Origin of the sequence: Methanobrevibacter sp., assembly GCF_045636185.1 — an archaeon.
Lineage (GTDB): Archaea > Methanobacteriota > Methanobacteria > Methanobacteriales > Methanobacteriaceae > Methanocatella.
This window is the reverse complement of sequence record NZ_JAZTXC010000001.1, coordinates 1-22,592: the sequence shown is the minus strand read 5'-3', so window position 1 is coordinate 22,592 and position 22,592 is coordinate 1. Positions and strand designations below refer to the sequence as shown.

24 protein-coding genes are annotated in these 22,592 nt (G+C 32.9%); 21 read left to right on the top strand and 3 right to left on the bottom strand.

Annotation, left to right across the window (positions count from 1 at the left end):
* Nucleotides 1-4: 4 nt before the first annotated feature.
* Complete coding sequence (locus tag ACKI3Q_RS00120) at nucleotides 5-2,488, top strand: heavy metal translocating P-type ATPase (protein ID WP_407413093.1); 2,484 nt, start codon at nucleotides 5-7, stop codon at nucleotides 2,486-2,488.
* Nucleotides 2,489-2,518: 30 nt separating this feature from the next.
* On the opposite strand, the gene ACKI3Q_RS00115 is transcribed toward ACKI3Q_RS00120, so the two are convergent.
* On the bottom strand, nucleotides 2,519-3,520 hold the full coding sequence (locus tag ACKI3Q_RS00115) for a tRNA-dihydrouridine synthase (RefSeq protein ID WP_407413091.1): 1,002 nt from the start codon (nucleotides 3,518-3,520) through the stop codon (nucleotides 2,519-2,521).
* 251 nt (nucleotides 3,521-3,771) lie between these two features.
* Between ACKI3Q_RS00115 and feoB the strand changes: the two genes are divergently transcribed.
* Nucleotides 3,772-5,790, top strand: coding sequence for a ferrous iron transport protein B (gene feoB, locus ACKI3Q_RS00110; RefSeq protein ID WP_407413089.1), 2,019 nt, complete (start codon nucleotides 3,772-3,774; stop codon nucleotides 5,788-5,790).
* A 55-nt stretch (nucleotides 5,791-5,845) separates the two neighbouring features.
* Here the strand turns inward: feoB and ACKI3Q_RS00105 are convergent, their stop codons facing one another.
* Both ACKI3Q_RS00105 and purB read right to left on the bottom strand, forming a co-directional pair.
* Nucleotides 5,846-6,685, bottom strand: coding sequence for a hypothetical protein (locus ACKI3Q_RS00105; RefSeq protein ID WP_407413087.1), 840 nt, complete (start codon nucleotides 6,683-6,685; stop codon nucleotides 5,846-5,848).
* A gap of 9 nt (nucleotides 6,686-6,694) precedes the next feature.
* Nucleotides 6,695-8,044 carry an adenylosuccinate lyase gene (purB, locus tag ACKI3Q_RS00100; protein ID WP_407413085.1) on the bottom strand — a complete coding sequence of 450 codons (1,350 nt, stop codon included), beginning with the start codon at nucleotides 8,042-8,044 and terminating at the stop codon, nucleotides 6,695-6,697.
* Nucleotides 8,045-8,248: 204 nt separating this feature from the next.
* On the opposite strand from purB, the gene ACKI3Q_RS00095 reads away from it, so the two are divergent.
* The 19 genes from ACKI3Q_RS00095 to ACKI3Q_RS00005 form a co-directional block, all read left to right on the top strand.
* A complete protein-coding gene (locus ACKI3Q_RS00095; RefSeq protein WP_407413083.1) occupies nucleotides 8,249-8,458 on the top strand; it encodes a helix-turn-helix transcriptional regulator in 210 nt (69 codons plus the stop codon).
* A gap of 80 nt (nucleotides 8,459-8,538) precedes the next feature.
* Nucleotides 8,539-9,165, top strand: a complete 627-nt coding sequence (locus ACKI3Q_RS00090; protein WP_407413081.1) for a DUF4013 domain-containing protein — start codon at nucleotides 8,539-8,541, stop codon at nucleotides 9,163-9,165.
* A gap of 55 nt (nucleotides 9,166-9,220) precedes the next feature.
* Nucleotides 9,221-9,997: a CPBP family intramembrane glutamic endopeptidase gene (locus ACKI3Q_RS00085; protein WP_407413079.1), complete on the top strand. Its 777-nt coding sequence runs from the start codon at nucleotides 9,221-9,223 to the stop codon at nucleotides 9,995-9,997.
* Between the two features lie 9 nt (nucleotides 9,998-10,006).
* Nucleotides 10,007-10,408, top strand: a complete 402-nt coding sequence (locus ACKI3Q_RS00080) for a hypothetical protein (protein WP_407413077.1) — start codon at nucleotides 10,007-10,009, stop codon at nucleotides 10,406-10,408.
* Nucleotides 10,409-11,067: 659 nt separating this feature from the next.
* Nucleotides 11,068-12,156 carry an acyltransferase gene (locus tag ACKI3Q_RS00075; RefSeq protein WP_407413075.1) on the top strand — a complete coding sequence of 363 codons (1,089 nt, stop codon included), beginning with the start codon at nucleotides 11,068-11,070 and terminating at the stop codon, nucleotides 12,154-12,156.
* A 155-nt stretch (nucleotides 12,157-12,311) separates the two neighbouring features.
* Nucleotides 12,312-13,808 carry an anthranilate synthase component I gene (gene trpE, locus ACKI3Q_RS00070; RefSeq protein ID WP_407413073.1) on the top strand — a complete coding sequence of 499 codons (1,497 nt, stop codon included), beginning with the start codon at nucleotides 12,312-12,314 and terminating at the stop codon, nucleotides 13,806-13,808.
* Nucleotides 13,805-14,374, top strand: coding sequence for an anthranilate synthase component II (locus tag ACKI3Q_RS00065; RefSeq protein ID WP_407413071.1), 570 nt, complete (start codon nucleotides 13,805-13,807; stop codon nucleotides 14,372-14,374). Before trpE ends, ACKI3Q_RS00065 begins: the two co-directional genes overlap by 4 nt.
* Nucleotides 14,375-15,382, top strand: a complete 1,008-nt coding sequence (gene trpD, locus ACKI3Q_RS00060; protein WP_407413069.1) for an anthranilate phosphoribosyltransferase — start codon at nucleotides 14,375-14,377, stop codon at nucleotides 15,380-15,382.
* A gap of 5 nt (nucleotides 15,383-15,387) precedes the next feature.
* The gene (gene trpC, locus ACKI3Q_RS00055) at nucleotides 15,388-16,164 is read left to right on the top strand and encodes an indole-3-glycerol phosphate synthase TrpC (protein WP_407413067.1); all 777 of its coding nucleotides are present in this window, start codon (nucleotides 15,388-15,390) and stop codon (nucleotides 16,162-16,164) included.
* A complete protein-coding gene (locus ACKI3Q_RS00050; protein ID WP_407413065.1) occupies nucleotides 16,157-16,759 on the top strand; it encodes a phosphoribosylanthranilate isomerase in 603 nt (200 codons plus the stop codon). The genes trpC and ACKI3Q_RS00050 overlap by 8 nt, the downstream gene beginning before the upstream one ends.
* On the top strand, nucleotides 16,752-17,936 hold the full coding sequence (trpB, locus tag ACKI3Q_RS00045) for a tryptophan synthase subunit beta (RefSeq protein WP_407413063.1): 1,185 nt from the start codon (nucleotides 16,752-16,754) through the stop codon (nucleotides 17,934-17,936). Before ACKI3Q_RS00050 ends, trpB begins: the two co-directional genes overlap by 8 nt.
* Complete coding sequence (gene trpA / locus ACKI3Q_RS00040; protein WP_407413061.1) at nucleotides 17,929-18,702, top strand: tryptophan synthase subunit alpha; 774 nt, start codon at nucleotides 17,929-17,931, stop codon at nucleotides 18,700-18,702. The genes trpB and trpA overlap by 8 nt, the downstream gene beginning before the upstream one ends.
* 79 nt (nucleotides 18,703-18,781) lie before the next feature.
* Nucleotides 18,782-19,516, top strand: a complete 735-nt coding sequence (gene pcn, locus ACKI3Q_RS00035) for a proliferating cell nuclear antigen (pcna) (protein ID WP_407413059.1) — start codon at nucleotides 18,782-18,784, stop codon at nucleotides 19,514-19,516.
* A gap of 57 nt (nucleotides 19,517-19,573) precedes the next feature.
* Nucleotides 19,574-20,497: a hypothetical protein gene (locus tag ACKI3Q_RS00030; RefSeq protein WP_407413057.1), complete on the top strand. Its 924-nt coding sequence runs from the start codon at nucleotides 19,574-19,576 to the stop codon at nucleotides 20,495-20,497.
* Between the two features lie 246 nt (nucleotides 20,498-20,743).
* Complete coding sequence (locus ACKI3Q_RS00025) at nucleotides 20,744-21,022, top strand: 50S ribosomal protein L44e (RefSeq protein WP_296794498.1); 279 nt, start codon at nucleotides 20,744-20,746, stop codon at nucleotides 21,020-21,022.
* Nucleotides 21,023-21,031: 9 nt separating this feature from the next.
* Nucleotides 21,032-21,211, top strand: coding sequence for a 30S ribosomal protein S27e (locus ACKI3Q_RS00020; RefSeq protein WP_042691937.1), 180 nt, complete (start codon nucleotides 21,032-21,034; stop codon nucleotides 21,209-21,211).
* A gap of 67 nt (nucleotides 21,212-21,278) precedes the next feature.
* Nucleotides 21,279-22,076, top strand: a complete 798-nt coding sequence (locus tag ACKI3Q_RS00015) for a translation initiation factor IF-2 subunit alpha (protein WP_407413054.1) — start codon at nucleotides 21,279-21,281, stop codon at nucleotides 22,074-22,076.
* Between the two features lie 6 nt (nucleotides 22,077-22,082).
* On the top strand, nucleotides 22,083-22,262 hold the full coding sequence (locus ACKI3Q_RS00010) for an RNA-protein complex protein Nop10 (protein ID WP_407413052.1): 180 nt from the start codon (nucleotides 22,083-22,085) through the stop codon (nucleotides 22,260-22,262).
* Nucleotides 22,249-22,592 (top strand): PAC2 family protein (locus tag ACKI3Q_RS00005; protein WP_407413050.1); only part of this gene is annotated, 344 nt, incomplete at its 3' end. The genes ACKI3Q_RS00010 and ACKI3Q_RS00005, both read left to right, overlap by 14 nt.

Here is a 22,592-nt window from a genome sequence, read left to right as displayed (position 1 = left end):
TGAAATGGCAAAATTAAAGGATATGGATGTGCCTATTGAGGGCATGCATTGTGCTTCATGTGTATTGAGTGTCAATAAGACATTTGAACGTGAAGATGGTGTTGAAGCGGTGGATGCTGATTTGGCCACAAACAAGCTCCATATTACGGTAAATCCTAAAAAAATGTCATATGATGAAATGGATTCCATTGTACGAAATTTGGGTTTTGAACTTCATTCAGACGAAGTCACTTTAAGAATTGATGGTATGCATTGTGCTTCTTGTACTATGAACGTTGAGAATTTTTTAATTCGATTGGATGGAATTTTTGATGTTAAAGCGGATTTAACATCAGGAACTGCTTTTGTTCGTTATGATAAAAGCAAGGTCACTATTGATGATATGGAAAAGGTAATAGATGGTCTGGGTTTTGAACTATTGGGAATCGATGGACAAACGGAAATCGATGAAGAAGAGCTTTACAGACAGGATTTAATAAGTAAAAGAAATAGAATTATCGTTGGTCTGTTTTTTTCAGTCATATTGATGATTTTGATGTATACTATGTGGGATCCGTTAATGGGATTGACCCACCAAATTCATCAAAGTACTGGTATTGACATTTCTTCAATGGGATTGCTTTCATTGCTTGTAAGTATTTTACCGTTTTTATATGTTTCACTTCCAATTTTAAAAGCCGGAATCAATGGGTTAATGCATAAAAACTTGAATATGGATGTAATGTACTCGATGGGTATTATTGTGGCTTATGGATCAAGTATTCTGGGCACATTTGGAATAGTTTTGGATCATACATTCATGTTTTATGAATCTGCAGTTATGCTTCCTTCATTTTTAATGATTGGAAGATATTTGGAAGCTAAGGCTAAAAAGAAAACTTCAGATTCAATTCGTGAGTTAATTGGCCTTCAGCCTACTGTTGCTACATTGGTTGAAGTCGATGAAAACAATGAAATAATATCTCAGAAAGAAGTTCAAATTGCAGAAATTTCACTTGAAGACAAACTTATGGTGAAGCCTGGAGACAAAATACCTGTCGACGGTAAGGTTATTGGTGGTGAATCCTATGTTGATGAATCTATGATTAATGGTGAGCCTATTCCTAAAGTTAAAAAAGATGGGGAGGAAGTTTTTGCAGGTACCATTAATCAGGATGGTGTTTTGATTATCAGTGCTTTAAAAATTGGTTCTGAAACAGTTTTATCCAACATTATACGTTTGGTTGAAAAGGCACAGTCATCAAGACCTCCTGTTCAAAAATTTGCCAATACAATTGTTTCTTATTTCATTCCGGTTATTTTAACTATTGCTATTGCAGTATTCTGTATATGGTATTTTGTTTTGGGTGCAACTTTGCTCTTCTCTCTTACTTGTCTGATTTCTATTCTGGTTGTTGCATGTCCTTGTGCTTTAGGTTTGGCCACTCCGACAGCCGTTACTGTTGGTGTTGGAAGGGCTGCAGAGTTCGGTATCCTGATTAAAAATGGTGACACCTTGGAAAATGCAGGTCAAATAGATGTTGCAGCATTTGATAAGACTGGAACTATTACTGAAGGAAAACCTGAAGTCGATGATGTAATTGCTTATGGTATTGTTGAAGATGAATTAATTACTTTAGCCGCTTCTGTTGAGCAAAATTCAAACCATCCTATTGCTAAAGCTATTGTTAGAAAAGCTGAAGGTTTGGAATTATTGAATACTGTTGATTTTGAAAATGTCACGGGTAAAGGTATCAAAGCCGAAATTGATGGCAAAAGCGTTTTGGCCGGAAATAGGGTACTGATGGAAAGCAATGATATTGATTTGTCTGATGAAATCTCAGATACCTATGCGAAATTGGAAAATCAAAGTAAAACTATAATTCTTCTGGCAGTTGATGCATCTGTCTGTGGAATCATAAGTCTTTCAGATAAGGTCAAGCCAAATTCTAAAAGAACCATTGAAGAATTGCATAAGATGGACATTGAAACATACATGTTAACGGGTGACAATGAAAGTACAGCACTATCTGTTGCAAACGATGTTGGCATTGACAATGTTGAGGCAGGAATACTCCCTGAAAATAAACTGGACATTGTCAGAAATATTCAATCAAATGGTTCTAAAAAAGTATTATTCACTGGAGATGGGATTAACGATGCTCCCGCATTAACTCAAGCGGATATTGGTGTTGCAATGGGTAATGGAACTGATATTGCAATGGAAAGTGGTGATGTTGTAGTAATGGAAGGGGATTTAGAAAACGTTGTGGCTGCTGTGCAATTTTCCAAAAAGGTAATGAGAAGAATCAAGGAAAATATATTTTGGGCATTTGCATACAACACAATATTGATTCCTGTGGCTGCAGGGGTTTTATATCCTAACTTTGGTATAATGTTTAAGCCTGAATTGGCTGGTTTGGCTATGGCATTAAGTTCTGTAACAGTCATTTCCCTATCCTTGTTACTTAAACGTTATGTGCCACCTATAAAAAGAGTAAAAAATTAATTGATTTAATTATCAATTAATTCTATTTTTTTAATCACTAAATTGGAAACATCTGCTTTCCTTTTTGGAATAGCAGTTATTGCATCCTCTGCATATGGAAGATCCATCTCTGTTTTCTTTCCAATCTGCAAGAAAATCTGCCTGCGCAACAAAAGGTTTTGAAAGGGACATAAACTCAACGTTTGAGGAATTCAATATTTCATTCATTGATTTCATATCTCTCAAGTTTCCTGCCAATATGATGGGAATATCGACTTCTCTGGATAATTCATCTGCATAATCCAGGAACACATGCTTTTCTTCTGCATCATATTTCATAGAAATGGTTCTGCCGGTTATTTGGATACTGTCTGCACCATGTTCTGCCAGCAATTTAGCTATTTTCTTGCTTTCTTCCTGTGTCATTCCACCTTTTCTTACATCTTCAATATTGATTCTGCAGCTGACATGGAAACCTATTGTCTTTTTAATTAATTGAATGATTTCAAGAACAATTCTCAATCGATTCAGTGTATTTCCACCATATTTGTCATCCCTTTGATTGAAATATGGGTTGACAAATCGGGATAGATAAAAATTGTTTCCCATATTGATTTGAATGCCGTCAAAACCTGCAAAGGAAAATTTTTTAGCAACCGTAATGACTTCTGCTTGAAGCTTTCTAATTCCTTCTATTGTTAAATCGTTAGGCTCCGCTTTTTGATTATCTCCATCATCATAGTAGAAAAATGCCAGTTGGCCTAAAATAGGGACATTATAGTTATGGCAGATGTCTGTAATTTGTTTGTAGTCTTTAATGAATCCTCTATAATTGGTATTTGTTGAATATTTGTAGAAACGGTCTTTTGGATCAAATGCAAATATTTCGGATAAAATCAGTCCAACTCCGCTCTTTGCAATATTTTCATATCTATCAAAGACTTCTGGTGTTAAAAACCCTCCGTCTGTCTGTCTTTCCCAAACGCCTGTTCTGATGATTCTGCTGTTAAGATTAAATTCTGCAAATTCGCATTTATCGAAAATATCTTTCATATGATTCTCTCCAACATATAGTTAGTTAATATTTTAAATTTTAATTTATATAATGTTTCTTTTCAGAAAATCTCTTTTTTTCTGATTAATATATGGAATTTTGTCATCAATTTGAACCTTGCCTCTTAAAGCTGAATAATTTTTGTACAATAATATTAAATAATATTAAAATTATATGTAAAATAGACAATACAAAAGTACGGATACTTTTTAAGTTAATGTTAATTAAAATTTAATGATTGGAGAGTTTTATGGTAAAATTAAAGGTTGGATTGGCAGGAAATCCCAATGTTGGAAAAACAACTGTTTTTAATGAGTTAACTGGTATGCATCAGCATGTTGGAAATTGGCCAGGTAAAACAGTTGAACAAGCCGTAGGTCAATTTTCGCGAGGAAAATATGATTATGAGATTGTTGATTTGCCAGGAAACTATGCATTAAGTGCTCATTCGATGGAAGAGATTGTATCAAGAGATTTTATAGTTGATGAAGATTCGGATGTAATTATTGATGTGGTTGATGCATCTAACTTGGAGCGTAACTTATATCTCACTGTTCAGATGATGGAACTGGGAGCAAACTTAGTTTTAGCACTCAATATGAATGATTTTGCAAAAAAAAGAGGATATATAATTGATGTTGATTTGATGAGTGAAATTTTAGGTTTTCCAGTAATTGACATCAATGCTAAAACGGGTTATGGAATCGAAGAATTGTTTAATAGTGTAGAAAAGCAAGCAGAAGCACCCTTTGATTCTTCTAAAAGTTTAACTTATGATGCTGAGTTAAAAAGTCATTTTGTAAATCTACAATCATTAATTGAAAAGGATGAGAAATTACTTGATGTGCCTTCACTATGGACAGCAATCAAATTGCTTGAAGATGATTCAATTATTATTAAAAAGGTTCAAAATTCGCCCCAAAGTTCAGCAATTTTCAAAGAATTAGATAATGTGTTAAAACACCTTAATGATGCTTATGATGAAAGTCCTGAGGAAATAATTGCAAGTGCAAGATACGAATTTATTGATGATGTGATGGCAAAATCCGTTGAAATTAATCTTGTTGAAGGAGAAACCCTTACTGATAAAATAGATAATATTGTACTGAACAAGTTTTTAGCATTTCCTATTTTTATGGTATTAATGTTTATAATTTTTGAAATTACATATAATGTAAGTGCACCGTTTCAAAATTTAATTGAGATAGGTTTTAAAATGCTTTCTGAATTTGTAGCCAGTCTTATACCAAATCCCTATTTAACATCATTTATATGTGATGCGGTTATTGGAGGTGTTGGAGGAGTTCTTTCTTTCTTACCTATACTTCTCATAATATTTTTATTTTTAAGCATTCTTGAGGATTGCGGATATTTGGCAAGAGCCGCATTTTCTATGGATTTAATTATGCATAAACTTGTTGGTCTTCATGGTAAAGCATTTATACCAATGATTTTAGGATTTGGTTGTGGAGTTCCCGCAATCATGGCAACAAGAACATTAGAAAACGATAATGACCGTAAGATTGCTATGATGCTTGTACCATTCATGTCCTGTACAGCAAGATTACCAATTTACGCAATATTCATTGCAGCATTTTTCCAAGAATATAATGGAATTATATTACTGTCAATCTATCTTTTAGGAATCGTAGTGGCATTTATTGTAGCATCAATTCTCAAAAGAATATTGCTGAAAGGTGTGACAACTCCATTTGTAATGGAACTTCCATCATATAAACTCCCTTCACTAAAAGGAGTATTATTGCATACCGGAGAAAAAGTTATGGGATTTATAAAAAAAGCAGGAACAGTAATTCTTGCATGTTCCATTGTATTATGGGCTTTAGGTAGCTTCCCGTTAGGTGTTAAATACGGATCTGCTGACAGTATATTGGGCATGATCGGTAACTTTATCGCCCCAATTTTTGCTCCATTAGGATTCGGCACATGGCAAGCAGCCGTGGCCCTTATCGCAGGATTAGCTGCAAAAGAAGTTATTGTATCTACTTTCGGTACACTTGGGGGCATGAACGAAGATGATGAAAGTGGTATGACACATTTAATACAGGATACTTTCACCCCATTGTCTGCATACTCATTTATGGCATTTACTTTATTATATGTCCCATGTTTCAGTACCATTGCTGCGATTAAGCATGAAATGAATGGTTATAGGTGGGCTTTGACAATGTGTGCCATTACCTTTGTAACTGCATATGTTGTTTCATTTCTAATCTATAACATAGGTCTTTTAGCTGGATTTGGTTAACTTCCAATTTCAGCATTAATTTTATTAAAAAAATAAAAGAAATAAGTTAATTAACTTATTCCAATTCTACTTTTAGTTTTCCGATTCTTGGACTGAGGAGATTATAAAATATTGCAATCAATACTGCTTCTATAAATGCAATTACAAAGCTTAATAAAATGCTTACCAATGTATTGAATATAGGAACACCACTAATTACCAAAATTAACCCTACTATGATATTTAAAATAAGACTTATTGCACCGATAGCTATACCGAAGTTTACTGGGGTTAATGATTCGAGTTGGGTTAATTTGTCTTCTTTTGTAAGTTCTACGATTATTCCTCTTTCGCTGTTTGCTAAAATGTTATAAATATAAGTTGCAAGTAGTATAAATACTGATATTATAATTACACTACCTATTATTCCAACTGCAATGAATGTAGGGTCGGATGTTAAAAACAGTAGTTGATATGCCAGTGTTGCCATGTTTATTTGTGAACCGTACATCATCACGGTAATTAATGAACTTAAAAACAATGGAATGAGTAAGGAAAATGCAAAATATACAACAAGAACCATAATTAACACTATGCATCCTGCAATCAGTCCTGTTTCTTTTGGTGAAACTTTTTTAATAATATTTTCTTCAATATCCAACTTGATAGGACTGAATCTCTTTGATAAAACATTATAAAGATAGGATACTGAGAAAAATGTGAAAATACAACTGATAATTGTTCCAAAAACAATCGTAGGAATAAGATATGCTATTGTTGCAAAGCTGTTGGGTACTAATAATCCAATGCTTATTGTAAGCAATATTGATATTATGATGGAAAATAAAACAGCAATACCTGTTGATATGATTGTAAATGATGATATATCAATTGATTTTAATTCTTTAATTGCCATTTTATCTCCTTAGAACCAATTTTTAGAGTCTTCCAATAATTCATCAATAATAATTTCAATTGAGCCTGTATATGTGTGTGGATCCATTATTTTTTCAACATCATCTTCAGTTAGGTATTTTTGAACTTCACTATCTTCTAAGATGAGTTCTCCGAGTAATAACTGTTCTTTATTGGCTTTAATAGCATTTTTCCTTACAATTCCATATGCGGTCTGTTTTCCCATTCCTGCTCTTGTAAGTTCGGCCATTAATCTTTCAGCCATAATTAATCCGTTTGTGAAATTCAAGTTTCTTTCGATATTTTCATCATAGAATACTAGATTGCTCATTAATTTGATTGTTAAATTTAAAATGTAATCTGTTAATATGCAGCTTTCTGGAAACATTATTCTTTCACAGGAGGAATTTGTTAAGTCTCTTTCGTGCCATAAAGGGTTATTGTCAAGAGCAGCATTTACATATGATTTTACAATTCTTGCAACACCACAGATTCTTTCAGCGGTAATCGGATTCATTTTATGTGGCATTGTACTACTGCCAACTTGTTTTTCTGGATCGAAGTATTCTCCAACTTCCATTATTTCTGTCCTTTGAAGACTTCTAATTTCTAAAGCTATTTTATCTAAAGTTGAAGCAATATTTGCTAGTGTTGATATGAATTCAACATGGTTGTCTCTTTGAACAACTTGATTTGTAATTTTTGCAGCAGGCAAATCTAAGATGCGAGCAACAGTTTTGTGGACTTTCCATCCGTCTGTTCCCAATGCTGCTGTTGTTCCAACAGCTCCATCCATCATTGCAATACAGACATTTGCTCTTGCATGTTCCAGTCTTTCATATTGTCTGTGGAGTTCATCTGCCCATAAGGCAAATTTCATTCCATATGTTGTTGGAAGTGCATGCTGACCGTGTGTACGTCCGATACATACTTTCATTTTATTTTCACTAGCTAAATCGAGCATTATTTTAGTCAATCTTTCTACTTTTTCTTCCAATACGTCAATTGAGTCACGAATTAGTAATGAGTTTGAACTGTCTACAATATCATTTGAAGTTGCTCCAAAGTGAACATATTCTCCTGCTCCATTGTCACAAACTTCAGTAATTCCTTTTGATAATGCAGCAATATCGTGGTTAGTTTCAGCTTCTATAGCTTTCACTCTTTCTAATTTAACATATTCTGTATTTGCTTTTCTTGCAATCTCATCAGCAACATCTTGTGGGATTATTCCTAATTCTCCTTCTGCTTGTGCGAGTGCTGATTCGATGTCTAGCATTCTTTGTAATTTGTTTTCCTCTTCCCAAATTTTTTTCATTTCGGGAGTACCGTATCTAAATTCGATTGGATGTATAGCCATTATTATCATCTCATTTTAAATTGATATTCATATCTATATTTGTCAATTGTCTATTCATATAGTTTAAGTATTTAGGATTAAATCTATGGCATTGCATGAGATTATTATGTGAAAAATTATTGACAATATTTATATAGATGTCTAAATTAATATAACATATAGGATTAACTTTTCAGTAAAAGTTATATGATTATGGGTGATTATTTGGAAACTAAAATTCGTGAATTTCGCCAGAAAAGTGGCTTAACACAACAAGAGTTGGCGGATGAGGCTGGGGTTACTCGTCAGACCATTAATGCATTAGAAAATGCTAGATATAATCCTTCATTGTTATTGGCCTTTAAAATTACTAAAATTTTGGGTAAGGATAACATTGAAGAGGTTTTTATTATAGATGAAGGTAGTTTAGAATGATTTTAGATATTTACAAAGATTCATTAGAATTTGCATCAAGGAAAATTTCAATTCTCCTTATATTGGGAGTTTTATCATTTTTGAATTTTTTAATTATTCCATTGGTATTTTTCTTTGGATATAATTATAGAGTTATAAAGCTATCAACCCAAACCATGATTAATGTGGATGAAGTGCCTCCAGACTTTTCAGATTTGAAAGGAATGTTTATTGATGGCTTAAAATATTTGGTGGTTTATATTGTTTATGAGATAATTCCAATCATTATCCTTGTTGCTTCAAACATATTTAAGAATTCAGCATTATATTTGGTTGGAATAATTCTGGCATTGATTTTTTCATTGTTTGCCTTTTTAGCCGTACCTCATATGGCTGCCAATAATGATTCTTTAAAATCCGCATTTGAAATATCCAAAATAAAAGAGATAATGTCTTTCATTGGTTATGGAAGATATTTATTAGCGTATATTGGTATTTTGTTAATTACAATAGCTGTATTTATCGTTATTACTTTAATTATTGGATTGATTTTTGGTGCATTCGGCATTGCTGTTGGAAGTTTATTTACTACAGGTGTTGGATCAACTGCAGGCATAGGATTTGTGGGAATGCTTATTACAAATATTATCATGTTGTTTTTAGTTGCACCATATATGTCATTATTCCAAAATCGCTGCCAAGGTTTAATTTATAATTTAAGAGGTTAATTATTTTTAACTTCATCTTATTATTTTTTATATTAATATAATCATATCTTTAATCATGTCTTCATTAAATGATTGTCTTAAGAAAATTACTATCTTGCAGATTTTAATCGTACTTCTTGCATTGGTGGGTATAGTAATTCTTTTTGGATTTTTTGGATATTCCATTAGTGAAGATTGGATTTATGTTGGTGTTATAGTCTATTTTATTTATAGATTAAGGTTTTTTGGTGAGGATTTTAAACAGGATTTGAAGAATATTTTTTCTAAGATATCTCTAAAATCTCTTATTATTATAGTTTTAGTAAATGTTTTCTTTTCTTATGGGATGATGTATTTATCAATATTTGCGATAGATAATATTCCAGGATTACAATCATTTATAACAATGCCTATAATTCCTTTAATTGCTGCAAATTCACTTGCAGGAATAGGTTCTATAATTTCAACAATCCTCATTTCACCCATATGTGAAGAACTTTTGTTTAGAGGAGTATTTTTAAATAGGCTTAAATTAATTGTACCAACATCCTTTGCAATAGCAATTACTTCAATTTTATTTGGAGCACTCCATAGTTATGGCAGTATCATTTCGGCTAGCATATTTGGTGTGTGCATGTGTATAATCTATCTCAAAACAGAAAATATCTTAACATGCATACTCGCACATTGTATAAATAACTTGTTGGCAGAGGTGATGGTTCATGTCGATTCTGGAAATTTAATATTTACAAATGATATATTTATTGTTTTATTTTCCATTTTGGCTATTGTGTCACTTTATTTAATAGTAATATCAATTAGTCAGGAGTGGAAATATATTAATAAAAGGTAGGAATATTCTATGAATTTGAAAAAAATAGGTATTTTATTAATTCTTGTCGGAATTTTACTTTCCGTATTTTTTGTTGGCAATAATCAGTTTATGGTGCCTGCATTAACTATTACTGTTCTAGGATTTTTTATAACTGTTGTAGGATTTGTTTCTGAGGTAAAAAAAAGAAAAGAAATTAATGATCAATTAGATAAAGATATTGTAACAATAATTCAACCGCTTGTCACTAAATATTCAAATTTGAACAAGGAATATAAATCCTCTTTAAGTGATGAAGAATATGCGCAAAAAAGACTGGAGATTAATAAAAACTTGGAAACAGAATTAAAAGAGAACCTTCCTTATTTGGAATCTCGTGAAATTAAAAAGATTGTTATAGAATTTAGCCGTGAACAGGATAAAATGAATTAATTCTGTTTGTTGTCTGTTCTTATCAACTCTTGAAACAATTAATGTGACTGTCAAAAAGTTAGCTCTTTGACAGATTTATTTTAAATTTTTTATTTTTCTTTATTTTTGCATAAAATTAGTCAAATTCTTTAAAAAGGTTTAAATATAAGTTATTGTTCGATTTTCAGAATGTTTTGAATATTCTAATTTTTCTATTTTTTATTCCAATTCATGATGGACTTTACTTTTTAAACGAAGATTTGAAAATCTCAGGTTACATTGTATATGATGTACAATGGATTAGAATCAATGAGAAATAGAATTATCGACATATACTTTTTGATATTGTTAATAGAATGCTAATAGAGGAGCTATTGGCTAAAAAAGAAGATTCAAAAACTACAAAAAATTTTTTAAAAAACAATATTCAACCAAATAGAAAACTACATAGGTAATACAATGCCATGAGCACATAAAAAAAATTTAGAACAATGGAAGGAGTATTCAATCAGATAATGCTTCAAAAAAAAATGGATGGATTGAAAAAAGAAATCAAGAGCTAACTTTTTGACAGTTCCACAAAAATGGATAAGATAATATACATTAGAAATCATAATATTTAATATTAAATTAACATTTTTCAAATGTTTCATGAAAATATTATATAGGGGAAATATTAGATGGCAACGAAAAATAAACGGTATCTTAGTTATGACATTTTAAGATTAATGGCTATACTGGGAGTAATAGGTGCGCATTTAAGTGCTTTTTTTGTCCTGAATTATAATCCTGACACTATAGAATTTATCACAGAAAACATAATTAATGTATTATTGAGTGCTTTTCCTATTTCAGTCTTTTTAATGATTAGTGGGGCGTTGCTTCTAAATGAAGACAAACCTTTCGATGATAAAAAATTCATTCGCAAATCATGGCTTCCTCTCGTTTTGATAACTATATTTTGGACAGTATTTTACGGACTGTTTTATGGATATGGGCTTCCAACACTGACACATCAGCCAACTTCATTTAGTACTTTTTTAAACTATTTAATCTGCTTTGAAGGATCTGATTATCCTCATATGTGGTATATGTACATGATAGTGGGAATGTATTTATTGATTCCGATTTTAAGGTTATTTGTAAAAAGAGAAAATAGAAATTACATACTATGGATTATTATCGGTTGTTTTGTGGTTCAATGTATTCCAAAAACGCTAGGCATTTTCACTATAGGCGCAGACTTTACCGTGAAAGATTTTGTGGCACAGTTTTATCTGAATCCATTAATGAGAATGATAATCTTTCTGTTCTTAGGATGGTATCTCAGCACATTCCAATTGGCCAAAAATAAGAGAATAATAATATACATTTTAGGAATAATTAGTGCATTCGTCATGTTATGGGCTGTTCAAACATATATTGTTGCTATTCCATCAATAAGAAATTATTTCTTAACCGGTGAAGACATTACCAGTACATTATATTCCATTGCTATTTTTGTTTTTGTTTTAGCGATTTGTAAGAATAAAGAAAATGATAGTCCAAAACTTAAGGAACTGTCTACATTTATTTTTGGAATTTATTTAGTTCATGTTTTCTTCCTGGAATTATTCTTACAGGTAATATATCCTTATTCAAAATTCACTCTACAAATACCTGTAGTTTATCATATGATAATTTTTATAGCTGTGTTTGCACTGTCCTATATTATAATATTGCTGTTTTCCAAAACAAAGTACCTAAAAAAATTATTTTACTTAAAATAGGGGTTAAATCTCCTTTTTTATCATTTTTGTAGAAATCCTCATTTTTATTGAATTTTATTTGTTTTGATATTGTAGAATAATGTACAAATATGTACTACAAGGTTTTAAATAGTACATTATTCTAATAATTATATATAAATAATTGGTGATAAAAAATGTTTTCCCCAAGTTTAGATGAAGTAAAAGAAATTGCCAAAGATGAGCAATATAAAAGAATACCTATAACTTATGAGTTGTTTTCTGATGTTTCAACTCCAATTCAGGTATTAAAAGTTTTTAAAGGCATAACTAAACATTGTTTTTTGTTAGAAAGTATTGAAGATGCTGAAAATTGGGGAAGGTACAGCTTTTTAGGATTCAATCCATTAATAGAATTAACTTGCCAAAATGGTGAAGTTCAAATCAAGGGTGATGTGAACTTTACTAGATTAACTGAAGACACAATAACAATCAAAACTAACAATCCTAGTGAAATAATAAGAGATTTGATTGATAAAAATAAATCTCCAAAATTAGAAAATTTGCCTCCATTTACTGGAGGATTTGTAGGTTATTTTGCTTATGACTACATTAAATATGCTGAGCCTTCATTAAAGCTTGATGCTGAAAATCAAGATCAGTTTAAGGATATTGACATAATGCTTTTTGATAAGTTAATAGCATTTGATAATTTCCGACAAAAAATCATTATAATTGTTAATATGAAGACAGATGATTTGGAAAAGAATTATAAAAAAGCATGTAAACAGTTAAAGACTATTGCTTATTTAATTCTCCATGGTAAGAAGCCTAATATTGCGCCGTTAAAGTTAAAATCAGAGTTCAGGCCAGTTTTTAGTCGTGAAAAATATTGTGATATGGTTGAAAAAGCAAAGGATTATATTCGTGAAGGTGATATTTTCCAGGTTGTCTTGTCTAATCGTATAGAGGCGGATATTGAAGGAAGTCTGTTTGATGCCTACAGGGTTTTAAGAACCACGAACCCTTCTCCATACATGTTTTATTTTTCAAGCGATGATATAGAAATTGCCGGTGCATCTCCTGAAACGTTAGTTAAGGTAAATAATGGTAATCTCTATACTTTTCCTCTTGCAGGAACAAAACCTCGTGGAAAAACTCCTGAAGAAGATTTGAAATTGGAAGAAGAGCTATTGTCTGACGAAAAGGAGCTTGCAGAACACAATATGCTGGTTGACCTTGGACGTAATGATATTGGAAGAATTGCCGAAATAGGATCTGTATCAGTGGACAAGTACCTGTCCGTTGAGAGATTTTCTCATGTGATGCATATCGGTTCTACAGTTTCCGGAAAATTGAGAAAAGATCTTGATGCCTTGGCCGCTCTGGATTCAATTCTTCCTGCAGGAACATTGTCCGGAGCTCCAAAAATCAGAGCCTGTGAAATTATTAATGAACTTGAAAACAATAAGCGCGGAATTTATGGCGGAGCTATTGGTTATGTTGATTTGAGTGGAAATTTGGATACCTGTATTTCAATTAGATTAGCATTCGCCAGAAACAATAAGGCATTCATCCGTTCAGGAGCAGGAATTGTAGCAGACAGTGTCCCTAATACTGAATTTGATGAGTCCATGAACAAGGCAGCTGCTGTAATTAATGCATTGAAAATGGCTGATGGGGGATTAGAATGATTCTTCTTATAGATAATTATGATAGTTTTGCATATAACCTCTACCAATTGATTGGTCAGATTAATCCGGACATTAAGGTTTCAAGAAATGACAAGATTACTTTAAAAGAAATTGAATCATTAAATCCTGATGCCATCATTTTGTCTCCGGGACCTGGAAAGCCGGAAAATGCAGGAATATGTGTTGATGTTGTAAAGGAATTTGCAGGCAAAATCCCGATTTTAGGAGTTTGTCTTGGCCACCAGTCAATTTGTGTCGCTTTTGGCGGTGTTGTTTCTTATGCTAACAGATTGATGCACGGCAAATCATCAGACATATCATTAAATGATGATTCTATTTTCAAAGGTGTCGATTCAACAATTAAGGTTGGCCGTTATCATTCTTTAAGTTTATTGGATTCCACCAGGCCAGAAGAATTGGAAGTAATATCTACTGCCTGCGATGACGGGGAAATAATGGCCGTTAAGCATAAGGATTATAATGTTTATGGATTGCAATTTCATCCGGAATCAATTTTAACACCCGATGGATTAACAATTATTAAAAATTTTTTAGAGGGGATTTAAATGATTCGAGAAGCTATTTTAAAGGTTTCAAGAAAGGAAGATCTGACTTATGATGAGGCATATCAGACAATGGATGAAATTATGAGCGGTGATGCCAGTGAAGTTCAGATGAGCTCATACCTAACTGCAATGTCCATGAAAGGTGAAACCATTGATGAAATCACTGCTTCCGCTAAAGCTATGAGGGATCATTGTGTCAGGTTATTGAATGATGTTGAAGCTTTGGAGATTGTGGGAACTGGTGGAGATGGTTCCAATACATTTAATATATCAACAACTTCTTCAATCGTAATTTCAGCTGCAGGAGTTCCTGTTGCAAAACATGGAAACAGGTCTGCATCAAGTAAGTGTGGAGCCGCTGATGTATTGGAAGAACTGGGTGTCAATATTCATATTGAACCTGAAAAGAGCTTAAAATGCTTAAAAGAAAATAATATTTGTTTCCTCTTTGCTCAAAATTATCATATAGCAATGAAATATGTTGCCAGTGTTAGAAAGGAACTTGCAATTAGAACCATTTTCAATATTTTGGGTCCATTAACAAATCCCGCCGGTGCAACCATGCAGGTTTTAGGTGTTTATGATAAAGAATTAGTAGAACCTTTAGCAAAAGTATTAAACAATCTCGGTGTAAAATCAGCATTATCTGTTTATGGTACTGATGGAATGGATGAAATATCCGCTAGTGATAAAACCTGCGTCTGTGAAATTAAGGATGGCGTAACCAAATCTTATGAAATAGACCCTTCTGATTTCGGTTTTGAAAAATGCAATAAGGAAGATTTGGTTGGAGGAGACTCTAAAGAAAATGCTCAAATTACATTGGATATTCTTAAAGGCCAAAAAGGCCCAAAAAGAAATGCTGTTGTTTTAAATTCCGCTGCAGGATTATATGTTGCAGGTGTTGTCGAATCAATTAACGACGGTGTAAAGCTCGCAGAGGAAATAATTGATTCAGGCAAGGCAATTCAGCAGCTTGAAAAATTTATTGAGTTTACAAATAGTTGATTTTTATGTTAGATGAAATAGTTGAAAGAACAAAAGAACGTATTGAACTTGAAAAATCCATTATTCCGCTTGACGATTTAAAAAGAGAAATTTCTTATCTTGAAATCAATGACGAGTTCCCCTTTAAAAAGGCGCTTCAGAGCGATGATATTTCAATTATTGCTGAAGTCAAAAAGGCATCACCTTCTAAAGGTTTAATCAGTGAAGATTTTGATTACCTTCAAATTGCAAAAGAATATGAGGAAGCGGGTGCCAGCGCAATATCTGTATTGACGGAACCTTACTTTTTTAAGGGAGACGATGACTATCTAAAAGAAATAGCTCAAAATGTTTCCGTTCCTATTTTAAGAAAGGATTTCGTCATTGATGAGTATATGGTTTATCAGGCTAAATATTTTGGTGCTTCAGCTATTTTATTGATTGTAGCTATTTTGGATATTGTTCAGCTAAAGAAATATCTTGATCTTGCTCACTCTTTAGGATTGTCCGCTATTGTTGAGGTTCATGACAGTACAGAAATCATGAAAGCTTTGGGGGTTGGTGCTGAAATCATTGGTGTAAACAATCGTGACTTAACGGATTTCAGTGTGGACATTGAAAACAGTATCAATCTACGTAGATGTGTTGGTGAAGATATAGTTTTTATATCTGAAAGTGGCATTAAATCCCATGAAGATATCATCAGATTAAAAGAAAATAATGTTGATGCAGTTTTAATAGGTGAAACTTTAATGAAAAGTGATGATAAAAAGGCTATGATTTCGGAGTTGAAAAATGGCTAAAATCAAGATTTGCGGATTGAAAAGATTGGAAGATATTGAAATTGTAAATAAATACAAACCTGATTATATAGGATTTGTATTCGCTGATTCTAAAAGAAAGGTTTCACATGATTTGGCCAGTAAAATGAAGAAGAATCTGGATTCTTCAATTAAATCTGTAGGCGTCTTTGTCGATGCGGAAATTGAGGAAATTCTGAAGCTATATGGTGATGGAATAATAGACATTGTGCAGCTTCACGGCAATGAAAGTGAAGAATATATAAAGATATTAAAGCAAAATTCTAACTATCAACTGGAAATTATTAATGCTATTGAAATGTCAGGCGATAAAAATCTATTGGATTATGATGATTCGCTTGCAGATTATTTGTTGCTGGACAGTGGAAAGGGCAGTGGAAAAACCTTTGACTGGCGATTGATAAGAAAAGATTTAAAAAAAGAATTCTTTTTAGCTGGAGGACTAAATGCAGATAATATTGCTGAAGCTATAATGGAATTCGATCCTTATGCTATTGATTTAAGCAGTGGCGTAGAGACTGATGGTTATAAAGATGAATTAAAAATTAAAGAGGTCATGGAGGCATTAAATGACTAATGGAAGATATGGGGAATATGGTGGCCAATATATATCAGAAACACTAATGAACGAACTAATCTATCTGGAAGAACAATACAATCATTATATGAATGATTCTGAATTCGTTGAGGAATTGAATACATTATTAAAAGAATATGCTGGAAGGCCATCATTATTGTATTATGCAAAAAGAATGACGGAGGACCTTGGCGGAGCAAAGGTCTATCTGAAAAGGGAAGACTTAAACCATACCGGAGCACACAAAATCAATAATGTTTTGGGACAGGTGCTATTGGCTAAAAAAATGGGAAAAACAAGGGTAATAGCAGAAACTGGTGCCGGTCAACATGGTGTGGCTACGGCAACGGCTGCGGCGCTTCTTGATATAGAATGTGAAGTATTCATGGGTGAAGTCGATACTGAAAGACAGGCTTTAAATGTCTATCGTATGGAACTGCTTGGAGCAAAAGTCCATACTGTCAAATCAGGAACAAAAACATTAAAAGATGCAGTAAATGATGCATTTAGGGATTGGATTGCTAATGTTGGCACTACTAATTATGTTATAGGTTCAACAATGGGCCCACATCCATTTCCACAAATTGTTAGGGATTTTCAGGCAGTAATCAGTGCCGAAGCACGCGAACAAATTCTTGAAAAAGAAGGCAAACTGCCAACAGCCGTATTGGCCTGTGTCGGAGGCGGAAGTAATGCGATGGGAGCATTCTATAACTTCATAGATGATGAAAATGTACAATTAATTGGTTGTGAAGCTGGAGGAAAAGGTGTGGATACTCCATATAATGCTGCAGCATTGACTAATGGTAAAATAGGCATATTTCATGGAATGAAGTCATTATTTAATCAGGGGGATTATGGTCAAATCGCTCCGGTTTATTCAATCTCTGCTGGTCTGGACTATCCTGGCGTTGGACCTGAGCATGCATACCTGAGAGATTGCGGAAGAGCACAATATGTTCCGGTTAATGATGAAGAGGCTGTAGAGGCATTTGAATATTTATCTAGGATGGAAGGAATAATTCCGGCTATTGAAAGTTCACATGCTGTTGCCCATGCGATAAAGATTGCGCCTGAAATGGATAAGGATGATATTATAATTGTTTGCTTGTCTGGAAGAGGAGATAAGGATGTCAAGTCCATAGCAGAATATAGAGGAGTTGATTTAAATGAGTAGGATAGCTAATGCATTTGCTGATGGAACTGCATTCATCGGTTTTTTAACTGCTGGAGACCCGACTGTTGAAAAAACTGTAGAATATATTTTGGCTATGGAAGAGGCAGGATGCGATTTGATAGAAATTGGAATTCCTTTTTCAGATCCTATGGCTGAGGGTGTTGTAATTCAGGACGCTAATGTGCGTGCGCTGAAACATGACACTACAACAGACGATGTTTTTGAAATTGTTAAGGAAGTTCGCCAAAAGACAGATATTCCACTTGTATTTTTAACTTACATTAATCCGGTGTTCTTTTATGGCTATGAAGAGTTCTTTAAAAAGTGTAGGGAGTATGGTGTTGATGGAATAATTTCTCCGGATTTGCCTTATGAAGAAAAAGGTGAAATAGCAGATATTGCCGCTGAAAACGATGTTGATGTAATTTCACTTATTGCTCCGACTTCCAAGCAAAGAATTCAAAAGATTGCAAGTGAGGCTACAGGATTCATTTATGTTGTTTCATCATTGGGAGTTACTGGAATGCGCTCAGAGATAAAAACAGATTTGGATGCCATAATTTCAGACATTCGTGATGTCTGTGATTTGCCTGTTGCTGTTGGATTTGGTATTAACACTCCTGAACAGGCATCTGAAATATCTAAAATTGCTGATGGAGTTATTGTTGGGAGTGCTATTGTTAAAATCATCGAAGAGTATGGGGAAAATGCTGCTGGTGCATTAAAAGGATATGTGTCAGATATGAAAAATGCATGTGGTGAATAAGAAATATTTATAATACAGAATTAACATATTATTTAATAATATTCAAAAATTTTTACGATTAAAAATTAGAGGATTATTTATGTTTAAAGCTGAATTAAGTGATTCTAGTATTTTAAAAACCAGTTTTGATGCAATTTCATCAATCGTTGATGAAGTTCAAATACAAACTGACAGTGAAGGCATGAGATTAGATGCCTTAGACCGCAGTCACATAACTTTTGTTCATTTAGAACTTAAAGCTAGTTTATTTGATGAATATGTTTGTGATGTCCCTGAAAAGATTAATATAGATACTGATGAGTTTATGAGAGTTCTTAAAAGGGCTAAATCTCAAGATAGAGTTTTAATGTCCGTTGATGAAGGTAACTTTATCATTACTTTTGAAGGAGACGCAACAAGAACATTTAAAATAAGATTAATTGATATCGAGTATGATAACCCTACTCCTCCTCAAATTAATCATCCAACAACCTTTAAAGTTCGTTTCTCTATTTTAAAAGATTCAATCAACGATATTGAAATATTTTCAGATAAAATTGCTTTACAGGTCGATGAAGATTACTTCATAGCATCTGCAGATGGTGAATTTGGTGATGCAAGTATTAAATATCTTCACGGCGAAAATATTAAAGAGCATGCAAAATCTCTATTTTCCTTAGATAAAATTAGAGAAATGCTTAAAGCAGATAAATTTTCAGAGGAAGCTGAAATTAGTTTGGGTACCGATATGCCATTAAGTTTAACCTTGAATATGGTTACTGGTGACGGTAAACTCAGTTTCTTGCTTGCTCCAAGATTAGAAACAGATGATTAATTTTTCATTTGTTTTTTCTTATTTTATTTTTTTAAAAACCATCCGAGATGATAATAAGTGGATTTATATCAATCATTACGTAAAATTCAAAAGAAAGAACGTGATAACGGTACGTTAGCTCATGTTGAAGAGACCTTTTATAAGGATATTCATGAGTATATCAATGAGTTGAAACAATCTGCTATTGATGATCCATTCTCTGATGTTTACAATACTTTAAATGAGGCTAGAAGAATAGCCACTGAGATTTGTGAAAGGCGTGAGCATAAGATTACGAGTGCTGCTGTCTTGAATATGAACAGGTCATATCAGCTTTTCTCAGGAAAGCAGGATTTTGATTTGGTTGACTCAATGCCACTCAATCTAACTCCTGAAGAGGAAACTTTTTATTTTTCAATAATTGAGACCTTAAAAAATCACAGATCAAACCTTTCAGGTCAGGAAATTCCTAAAACGGCTCCGGATGTAATAGAAAATGATGATATTGAGGAATCCGATGATATTGAGACTGGAGCTTCATTAAGCGATGTTGCAGATATTGCAATCGACAATCAGGAAACTGGCGAAGACATTTTAGAAGAGACTGATGAATCATCAGATGAAAGCGATGATGAAGTTTTAGATAGGATTGATGAGATTTCAAAAGCTAAGGTAATTACCGATGAGGTAAGGGAGCCTATCGAAAAGCAAGTTGCCAAGTCCAAAGTTCCTGAAGTTAAAAAGGAAGTTTCTAAAAAACCTTCTGAATTTGATGATATTGAAATAATAGACCCTGATGACCAGTTTGTTGATATAGATGTCCCAAAAAGAACAAGAGAATCTGAAATTGTAACTATTCTTGTTTTGGATGAAGTTGATTCAATTGTCGGCATAGATGAAAAGATATATGGTCCGTTCCGGTCACAGGATATAGTCACATTGCCAAAAATTAATGCAAATATTTTTGTGAAAAATAGAAAAGCCCGTTTTGTTAAAATATAAGATAACTTTATATACTCTTAATAATATAATTATATCCCATATCTATTTGTAATATTAAAAAATTATTTATTATAATTTGGATTTTTGCTGTTTGTAGACATAAACGGTTACTATGCAGTTTCTATCTCTAACGCTTTTTGATATAAATTGAGTTTAGATAAATTTGCAATTAGATTTATAATGACTATTTAATTAAGCACTTTTCAGTGTATATTAAAATAAAAAAAATAATATAATGGTGGAAATATGAAAATACCAAAAGAAAAAAGGACATACTGTCCTCATTGTAAAAAACATACAATACATGAACTCCACACTGCTAAAAAAAGAAAAGCTAGTGAGTTAACTTGGGGACAAAGACAATTCAGACGTGTTACTGCTGGTTACAGAGGTTATCCAAGGCCTTTACCTGCTGGAAACAAACCAGTTAAAAAATTAGACTTAAGAGCTAAATGTAAAGAATGTGGTAAATCCCACATAAAACAATCTTTCAGAACAGGAAAACCTGAATTCGTAGCAAAATAGGTGGTTAACATGGTTAGTAAAGGAAGAGGAAACTTTTTAAAAGTTAAATGTTTAGATTGTGACAATGAACAAATAATCTTTGACCGTGCAGCTTCTGACGTTAAATGTATTATTTGTGGTAAAACTCTTGTTAAATCTCGTGGTGCTAAAGCTAAAATCACAGCACACATTGAAAAAGTTTTAAACTAAATTTTTTAGTTTTTAACTTATTTTTTAACTATTTTTTAATTTTTGCTTGTTTTTGGGGTGATTTTACATGGTAAGAAAAAATAGAGAATGGCCTGATGAAGGAGAACTTATTGTAGGTACTGTTTACAAAGTTCTTAACTATGGGGCATTCGCTAAATTGGAAGAATATCAAGGCAAAGAAGCTTTTATTCACATTTCTGAAGTCTCTGCTGGTTGGGTAAAAAATATTAGAGATCACGTAAGAGAAAATCAAAAGATTGTATGCCGTGTTCTAAGAGTAAACCCTAAAAAAGGACATGTAGATGCTTCTTTAAAAAGAATCCGTGAAGATCAAAGAACTAAAAAGATTCAACATTGGAAAATCGAACAGAAAGCTGAAAAATTCTTGGAATTGTCAGCTAAATCTTTAGATAAGAATTTGGATGAAGCTTATGATGAAGTAGGTTACGAACTCATGGATATCTTTGGAGATGTTTATGGTGCTTTTGAAACTGCAGCTGATGAAGGAGCTGAATCTTTAACAGAAGAAGGAATTCCTCAGGATTGGGCTGACGCTATTACAGAAGTGGCACAAAAGAATATTACTCCTCCGGAAGTTCATATCAATGGTTATGTCGATATTGAAACTTTCGTACCTAACGGTGTCGAAATCATTATTGATGCACTTAAGGCTGCTGAAGATAATGGTGATGAGGAGGAAGAGATTAAGGTCCAATGTGTTGGTGCTCCAAGATACAGAATCACTGTCAAATCAACAGATTATTTGCTTGCTGAAAAAGCACTTAAGGCTGCTGCTGAAAGATGCATTGCTGTTGTTGAAGAATCTGAAGGTAACGGTTCATTTTTAAGAGAGTTAGATGATTAGATTCTTATGACTATGAAAATGCGTAAATGTCCAGAATGTGGAATTTATACTTTAGAGGATAAATGCCCTAAATGTGATGGGGATTTGAAAGTAATTTATCCTCCAAAATTTTCTATTGAGGATAAATACGGTAAATATCGCCGTATATTAAAAAAGGAATTAAGGGAAAAAAATGAAAGCCACTGAAATTACTGTTTTAGAAGAAGTAGAGTTAAATAATCCTATTTTCATAGAAGCATTACCTGGTGTTGGTCATGTGGGCAAATTGGTTGCTGATCATATGATTGATGAGTTGGATGCGACTAAATTTGCAGAAATCTATTCTCCAACTTTCCCGCCACAGGTATTGGTTGGTGACGACGGCATGATTGAAAATATGATTAATGAATTATATTATATTCGTGATTTAGGTGAAGATAATCAGGATGTTATTATAATTGGTGGAAATACCCAATCATTATCTCCTGATGGCCAATATATTGTTTGTGAGGAAATTTTAGAGTTTTTAGAACCTTT

What these genes read in the sequence shown, in the direction of transcription:
- trpE (WP_407413073.1), top strand. Translation starts at nt 12,312, where the DNA reads ATGTTTTCCCCAAGTTTAGATGAAGTAAAAGAAATTGCCAAAGATGAG.
- ACKI3Q_RS00080 (WP_407413077.1), top strand. Translation starts at nt 10,007, where the DNA reads ATGAATTTGAAAAAAATAGGTATTTTATTAATTCTTGTCGGAATTTTA.
- trpB (WP_407413063.1), top strand. Translation starts at nt 16,752, where the DNA reads ATGACTAATGGAAGATATGGGGAATATGGTGGCCAATATATATCAGAA.
- ACKI3Q_RS00020 (WP_042691937.1), top strand. Translation starts at nt 21,032, where the DNA reads ATGGTTAGTAAAGGAAGAGGAAACTTTTTAAAAGTTAAATGTTTAGAT.
- trpD (WP_407413069.1), top strand. Translation starts at nt 14,375, where the DNA reads ATGATTCGAGAAGCTATTTTAAAGGTTTCAAGAAAGGAAGATCTGACT.
- ACKI3Q_RS00050 (WP_407413065.1), top strand. Translation starts at nt 16,157, where the DNA reads ATGGCTAAAATCAAGATTTGCGGATTGAAAAGATTGGAAGATATTGAA.
- ACKI3Q_RS00085 (WP_407413079.1), top strand. Translation starts at nt 9,221, where the DNA reads ATGTCTTCATTAAATGATTGTCTTAAGAAAATTACTATCTTGCAGATT.
- ACKI3Q_RS00010 (WP_407413052.1), top strand. Translation starts at nt 22,083, where the DNA reads ATGACTATGAAAATGCGTAAATGTCCAGAATGTGGAATTTATACTTTA.
- trpA (WP_407413061.1), top strand. Translation starts at nt 17,929, where the DNA reads ATGAGTAGGATAGCTAATGCATTTGCTGATGGAACTGCATTCATCGGT.
- purB (WP_407413085.1), bottom strand. Translation starts at nt 8,044, where the DNA reads ATGGCTATACATCCAATCGAATTTAGATACGGTACTCCCGAAATGAAA.
- ACKI3Q_RS00015 (WP_407413054.1), top strand. Translation starts at nt 21,279, where the DNA reads ATGGTAAGAAAAAATAGAGAATGGCCTGATGAAGGAGAACTTATTGTA.
- ACKI3Q_RS00025 (WP_296794498.1), top strand. Translation starts at nt 20,744, where the DNA reads ATGAAAATACCAAAAGAAAAAAGGACATACTGTCCTCATTGTAAAAAA.
- pcn (WP_407413059.1), top strand. Translation starts at nt 18,782, where the DNA reads ATGTTTAAAGCTGAATTAAGTGATTCTAGTATTTTAAAAACCAGTTTT.
- ACKI3Q_RS00115 (WP_407413091.1), bottom strand. Translation starts at nt 3,520, where the DNA reads ATGAAAGATATTTTCGATAAATGCGAATTTGCAGAATTTAATCTTAAC.
- ACKI3Q_RS00075 (WP_407413075.1), top strand. Translation starts at nt 11,068, where the DNA reads ATGGCAACGAAAAATAAACGGTATCTTAGTTATGACATTTTAAGATTA.
- ACKI3Q_RS00105 (WP_407413087.1), bottom strand. Translation starts at nt 6,685, where the DNA reads ATGGCAATTAAAGAATTAAAATCAATTGATATATCATCATTTACAATC.
- ACKI3Q_RS00120 (WP_407413093.1), top strand. Translation starts at nt 5, where the DNA reads ATGGCAAAATTAAAGGATATGGATGTGCCTATTGAGGGCATGCATTGT.
- trpC (WP_407413067.1), top strand. Translation starts at nt 15,388, where the DNA reads ATGTTAGATGAAATAGTTGAAAGAACAAAAGAACGTATTGAACTTGAA.
- ACKI3Q_RS00065 (WP_407413071.1), top strand. Translation starts at nt 13,805, where the DNA reads ATGATTCTTCTTATAGATAATTATGATAGTTTTGCATATAACCTCTAC.
- feoB (WP_407413089.1), top strand. Translation starts at nt 3,772, where the DNA reads ATGGTAAAATTAAAGGTTGGATTGGCAGGAAATCCCAATGTTGGAAAA.